This is a genomic window from Butyrivibrio sp., assembly GCF_017940685.1.
GTDB lineage: Bacteria > Bacillota > Clostridia > Lachnospirales > Lachnospiraceae > Butyrivibrio.
On the sequence record NZ_JAGAYD010000164.1, the window covers coordinates 1 to 6,249 of the forward strand.

General features: G+C 43.5%; 5 protein-coding genes. 2 read left to right on the forward strand and 3 right to left on the reverse strand.

Going from position 1 to position 6,249, the window contains the following annotated elements; translation table 11 throughout:
* The 3 genes from J6I68_RS10615 to J6I68_RS10625 all read right to left on the reverse strand — a co-directional run.
* Nucleotides 1-575, reverse strand: a 575-nt coding sequence (locus J6I68_RS10615; protein ID WP_442861725.1) for a carbohydrate ABC transporter permease, incomplete at its 3' end; no start/stop codon positions are given.
* 97 nt (nt 576-672) lie between these two features.
* On the reverse strand, nt 673-2,022 hold the full coding sequence (locus J6I68_RS10620; protein ID WP_292220212.1) for an ABC transporter substrate-binding protein: 1,350 nt from the start codon (nt 2,020-2,022) through the stop codon (nt 673-675).
* A gap of 358 nt (nt 2,023-2,380) precedes the next feature.
* Nucleotides 2,381-3,397 (reverse strand): LacI family DNA-binding transcriptional regulator, encoded by a 1,017-nt coding sequence (locus J6I68_RS10625; protein ID WP_442861726.1) that lies wholly within the window; start codon nt 3,395-3,397, stop codon nt 2,381-2,383.
* Between the two features lie 115 nt (nt 3,398-3,512).
* On the opposite strand from J6I68_RS10625, the gene J6I68_RS10630 reads away from it, so the two are divergent.
* Both J6I68_RS10630 and J6I68_RS10635 read left to right on the forward strand, forming a co-directional pair.
* Entirely contained in the window at nt 3,513-4,487 is a 975-nt protein-coding gene (locus J6I68_RS10630) for an adenylylsulfate kinase (RefSeq protein WP_292220214.1), read from the forward strand.
* A gap of 15 nt (nt 4,488-4,502) precedes the next feature.
* Complete coding sequence (locus tag J6I68_RS10635) at nt 4,503-6,158, forward strand: alpha-amylase family glycosyl hydrolase (protein WP_292220215.1); 1,656 nt, start codon at nt 4,503-4,505, stop codon at nt 6,156-6,158.
* The last annotated feature ends 91 nt before the right edge of the window (nt 6,159-6,249 follow it).

Consider the following 6,249-nt stretch of genomic DNA (forward strand, 5'->3'; position numbering starts at 1 on the left):
CCAAGAACGATTCCTCCAATAAGGTTTGGAAGGAAGTAAGAAGCTCTGAAAAATCCAAGGCCTTTGATCCTTGAGGTGCAGAGAAGAGCAAGTAAAAATGCTACCAGGTTAACAAGGACCATGTTAAATACAACGAACAGGAATGTAAGAAGTATTGACCAAAGGAAAGATGGCTGTTTGAACATTCTTGCATAGTTGGCAAGACCAACAAATCCTGTAAGTTTGATTCCGTTCCAGTCTGTAAAGGAATATCCAATACCAAGGATGAGCGGAATGATGACTGTTACCGCAAATGCAAAAAGCAGTGGAAACAGGAAGATGATATTAACTATTGCTCTGTGGTGCTTAAGAGTTGGGAAAAGATAAAGGCCAACGAAAAACAGGATTATACCACACACGAACATAGCACCTCTGCCTAATATGATAGGCGTATTCGTGCCGTTAATGGGCATGTAACCTAAGATAAGGTCGCCTGCGCCGGTGATGGATAGTCCAAGTCCGGCAATCGTAAGCACAAGTCCCAAGATGAGGCTGCCAAAAGATGCAACCTTTCTACCGGTAGAAAATGTACCCATTTGTAATCCCCCTTTCAAAAATGGAATAGTGTGAATTTATATAGTTTTTGTTTAAAAAACGGGCAGAGCACGAAAGCCCTGCCCGCATTAAAACCTATTACTGAGCGTAGTAATTAGCAATTACCTTAGCCATTGTTGAAACGAATCCGTCAGCATCGAGCTTGCCCTTTGCATAGTCAGCAAATACGTTACATGTCTCGTTCTGAAGTCCGTCCTTCTTGAGCATTGTGTGCCATCCTGAGTAGTTACCAGCTGTGATGTAGCTGTTCATGCTCTTGTAGAATGGGTTAACTGCCTCATACTGGCAATCATCGAAAGGAGATACGAGACCTGCGTCATTAACAAGGATGTTCTGAGCTGAGTCGCCTGCACACCAGTTGAAGAATGCCTTAGCGCCGTCAACGTTACCTTCGCCGTATGCTACCCAGTATGAAGGTGGTCCAGCGATGATTGTGTTGATACCATCCTCAAATGCATAAGGAGCAAATCCGCACTCGAAGCTTACGTCATCAGGTGATGTTACACACCAGTTACCCTGTGTGATGAATACATACTTGCCATCCTTGAATCCAGCAACCTGGTTGTCATATGTTCCATCAATAAGAAGAGCAGGATCTGAGTACTTGTTCATCATGCCAATGAACTCAGCGAAGTCCTTCATTCTTGCTTCATCGATCTTACCACCGTCGTTAAGAAGGTCGATGTATGTTGTGTCATCAGCCTTAAGACCAGCGTCAAGGTACTGACCAAATACATGTGTTCCTGAAGACCATCCAAGGTTTGTAGGCTCTGCGCACCAGCCAAATACAGCTGTGATGCCAAGCTCATCCTTTTTGGAATCAAGTGTCTCACAAGCTGCCTGCCAAGCTGCAGGTGTTGTAAGAGAAGCAGGATCTACACCAGCTGCCTTAAGAAGGTCAGCGTTGTAACCAAGAGCAGTAGCCTCTACTGTGTAAGGGAATCCGATTGTTCCCATGTTAGCGTCAACAAGCTCGAATCCAGTCTTGTTTGTCCAGTCCTCACCAGCAAGGTCAGCAAGCATGCCGTCCCAGTTAGCTGCCTGGTTAGCTTCGATAACGAAGATGTCAGGCATGTTGTCTGCCTGGTACATTTTCTTAAGCTCGTCAGATGCGTTTGTGTCGCCACCGATTGTCTCAACTACGAGAGTGTTACCTGTCTCTTCGTTGTACTTAGCAGCAAGAGCCTGCATCTGGTCGTTGATCTCTGGCTTACCATTGAGAAGACGAACCTCTCCAAGATCTCCAGCAGGAGCCTCAGCAGCAGGAGCTTCAGCAGTAGCAGTATCAGCAGGAGCTGCTTCTGTCTGTGTCTCTGCGTTGTCAGATGGTGTAGCATCTGTAGTGCCGGTTGTGCCTGTTGTTCCGCAAGCAGCCAGGGACAGTACCATTGTGCTTGCCAGCAGGGCTGACAATAGTTTCTTTCTCATTTTTTTCCCTCCTTTGTTTTGCACTTTTGTGCAAGTTGCCATAACTTATTTCTTTTCTGGCGGTTACTTTTGCGCATAAGTTGTACGCTAAATTCAAAATAGCACATGAAAGATCAAAAAACAAGATGTTATGACTAAAAAGTTCGGTCACAAATGCCGCGACTATCAGAAAAACCGCACCTGGAGCGAACTTAAACGTATTCGCTAAAAAATCAAAAATCAATAAAACATTTATAAAAATTACATTAAAACATACAAAAACCCAACCTTATGCGCGTAAGCTGGATTTGTTCAGCTTGCACAAAAAAACACCTGCCTTGTTGTGATGTTCAAGGCAGGTGCATAAAGGTCATGCTGTTTACTTGTTTATATTTTTTACAGTATCACGAACAACTAAGTGAGTAGGGAGCTTTATCTGGTTGGGAGTTTTTTCGCCCCGAAGCTGTTTAAGAAGAGTATCAGCAGCGGTTATTCCCTTTTCTTTTACATCCTGATGGACAGTGGTAAGGGCTGGTCTGTGGAGCTGTGCCAGCATGTTATCGTCAAATCCCACAATGGATATGTCATCTGGGACCGAAACGCCTCTGTCCTGCAGGGCTGCCATTAGTGTTACTGCATAAAGGTCTGATACACATACGATAGCGGTGAACTCCTTTAATCTTTCGCAGATCTCATTAAGACTGCCTTCAAGTTCTTCGGTTCTTGGCCTGATCTTCAAAAAGTCAGATTCCTTAAAAGTGATCCCTGCTGCCTGTAGAGCCTTTTTGTAGCCTGTAAGTCTTGCCAGGTCAACGCCTTTGGTGTTATCAGACAGGAAAGCAATTTTCCTATGGCCGTTGTCTATAAGATATTTGGTGATCTCAAAGGTTCCCTGTTCATCATCGAGTCCTACGTTGGTGAAGTGCTTAAGGCCTTCCAGACTGTAGGTGTCAAGGCACACGATAGGTTTTTTATATCTCTCGCTGACTCTTATGCCGTCGTCGTCCAGCATACCAAACAGTATCAGTCCGTCTACGTTCCAGGTGGATACATGTCTCATGATCTCTACAGTGTCACTTGATATGTACAGCATCATGAAGTAGCCGGCGTTTCGTATGGTTTCCTCGACGCCACCTATCAGCTCCGCTACGAAGGGGTCCATGATGAGGTTTTCATATTTGTCGGCTCTTGCCTTAAGTGCAAAGCCGATGATCTTAGATTCATTCTGAGCAAGATTACGAGCGTTTATGTTTGGAACATAATCAACTTTTTTTAAAAATCTCTCCACCTTTTCCCTTGTATCCTCTGATACTTCCCCGGCTTTTCCGTGGATGACATTTGATACTGTGGTGGTGCTCATATTCAGTTGTTTTGCGATTTCTTTGATGGTTATCATGTTTTTCCGTTCTTTTCTTTTTGGTTTTGACAAAGAAAAAAAGTTAGTGTATGGTTTGTTCACAAAAATAACACGGCGGTTATCTTTTTGTCAAAACTTAAGTAAGAGGAGAATTATGAATACAAAATATAACAAAATCACTGTTTTAGATGGAGTGATCGACAAGCTTAAAAAAGCTTCTGAGAACATTCAGAATTTGGTGATCCCACAGGACATTCCCCACGGTGATATGCCTGGTGATAAGGTGGAGATCGAAGAGGTTCACATTAACAAGGCCAAGACTATCTTTCCTTTATTAGTAAAAGAACTTGAGGATAAAATGTCAGCTAATCCCTATAACAGAGCTGTAGTGGCTGTTTGTGGCGGATCAGGCGTAGGAAAATCTGAAATTGCGTCACTTCTGTCATATATGCTTCAGTCTGCAGGAATAGGCAGCTACACCATGTCTGGAGATAATTACCCACACAGGATCCCAATGTACAATGACGCTGAAAGGCTTCATACATTCAGGGTATGTGGAATCAGAGGCATGGTTGACAGTGGTGTCATGAATCCTGAAAATGCTTCTAAGATAAGAGAGCTTCAGAAGGCTGAAGATGACGCAAATAAGGCACATCTTGAGACTGACACATGGTTCAGAAGCTATTTTGAAGCAGGAAAAGAAGGACTTAAAGATTACCTTGGAACTCCAAAGGAAACAAACTTTGAAGAAGTTGATCAGATAATGAAAGCTTTTAAGGACGGAGCTGACAAGCTCTATCTTAAGAGGATGGGAAGGGATGAAGCTTCCCTCTGGTACGATGAAGTAGACATGTCAGACAAGCAGGTTCTCATTGTTGAGTGGACACATGGCAACAGTGACTACATGAGTCAGGTTGATATACCTGTTCTTTTAAACAGCACTCCAGAGGAGACTTTAGAGCACAGAAGATCCAGAAACCGCGATGGAAAGCTTGACAGCCCATTTACAATGCTGGTTTTAGAGCTTGAACAAAACAAACTGGTGGAGCAGGCTCACAAGGCAAAGATCATCATCTCAAAATCTGGTGAGATTTTAACATTTGAACAGTTTCAAAAGCTTATGGGCTAAAACGGAGGTCTTAAGATGAGTAAATTTGTAGACAATGGTCCTATGCTCAATGCCTATCCTGACAGCTGCGGTGGAAGGCTCTCTGATATAGTAAGCGTACTGTCAAAAGATGAATTTAAGGATGTGTTCCAGTCTTTTTACATTCTTCCAAGTATCTTTAATACAGACTTAGACAGAGGCTTTTCAGTAATTGACTATAACATCAATGAGGAAATGGCTGATAAAGAGGATATAGACAAACTGCAGGAGCTTGGAATTGATCTAAAGCTTGATTTTATCTTAAATCATGCGTCAGTTCTTTCACCACAGTTTCAGGATCTTTTAAAAAACGGTGAGAATTCAAAGTACCAGGATTTTTTTATAAACTGGAACAAGTTCTGGGAAGGCTATGGAGAAATGACACCTGAAGGATACATTCAGCCTGATCAGAAATACATAAAGGACATGTTCTTTAGAAAGCCGGGGCTTCCAATCCTTATGGTGAGGATGCCAGATGGCAGTGATGTTCCTTACTGGAACACTTTTTATCAGGAAGTTCAGTATCCAAGGTTTGATGCCCAGGATCTGATGGAAAATATGGATATTCAGTATCTGGCTGCCCAGAGACTGTCTGATATTGTGCGTGCGGGGCTTGATGAGGGGAAAAAGCCTTCCGAGATTGAATTTGGAAGATTTGAAAAGTATAAGGATCAGGTAGTAGAGCTTTTGGAGTCAAGAAGGCGCTATCTTGGGCAGATGGATCTTAACATTAAATCTGATCTTGTGTGGGAACATTACAGAAATACACTTAAGACTCTTTCGGGCTATGGAGCAAAGATCGTAAGGCTTGATGCCTTCGCATACGCTCCCAAGGAGCCTGGGAAAAAGAATTTCCTTAATGAACCTGATACCTGGGATGTACTTGAAAAGGTTAAAAAGCTTGCAGATGAATTTGGAGTTTCACTTCTTCCTGAGATCCATGCAAGCTACAGCGAAAAGATCTATGAGACCGTTGCGGGCAAGGGCTACATGACCTATGACTTCTTCCTGCCTGGCCTTCTTATTTACGCTATAGAAAATAAGAACGGCGAAGTTCTGAAAAAGTGGGCACAGGAAATCCAGGAAAAGAAGATAAGAGTAGTAAACATGCTGGGCTGCCACGACGGTATTCCACTTCTTGACCTTAAGGGAATCCTTAAAGAGGAAGAGATCCAGAGCATGATCGACACTATTGTTGGAAGAGGCGGCTTTGTTAAGGATCTCCACGGCGCCAAGAACATGTACTATCAGGTTAATGCTACCTACTACAGCGCTCTTGGAGATGACGACAAGAAGATGCTCTTTGCAAGGGCTATCCAGATGTTCATGCCAGGTAAGCCACAGGTGTGGTACCTCGATCTTTTTGCAGGCAAGAATGATCACGAGGCAGTAAAAAGAGCTGGTGCCGGCGGTCACAAGGAGATTAACAGGACAAATCTTTCAATGGAACAGATCGAAGAAGCTCTTAAGAAGGATGTAGTTAAAAAACAGCTTGAGCTCCTTAGATTCAGAAACACAAATCCAGCCTTTGGTTTTGACAGTGGGCTCAACATCACCACCGAAGGCTCTATAATGACCTTCACCTGGAAAAAAGACGGCCACGAAGCTACTCTTCGCGCCGACTTCAGCGATTACAGCTATGAGATAAAGTAAAACAAGACACGGGGACGGTTCTGTTGTCTGCTCCGCTGTCTGTGCCCCAAAGGGGGCGCTGACAGCGGAGCAGACAACAGAACCGTCCCCG

What these genes read in the sequence shown, in the direction of transcription:
- J6I68_RS10635 (WP_292220215.1), top strand. Translation starts at nt 4,503, where the DNA reads ATGAGTAAATTTGTAGACAATGGTCCTATGCTCAATGCCTATCCTGAC.
- J6I68_RS10630 (WP_292220214.1), top strand. Translation starts at nt 3,513, where the DNA reads ATGAATACAAAATATAACAAAATCACTGTTTTAGATGGAGTGATCGAC.
- J6I68_RS10625 (WP_442861726.1), bottom strand. Translation starts at nt 3,397, where the DNA reads ATGATAACCATCAAAGAAATCGCAAAACAACTGAATATGAGCACCACC.
- J6I68_RS10620 (WP_292220212.1), bottom strand. Translation starts at nt 2,022, where the DNA reads ATGAGAAAGAAACTATTGTCAGCCCTGCTGGCAAGCACAATGGTACTG.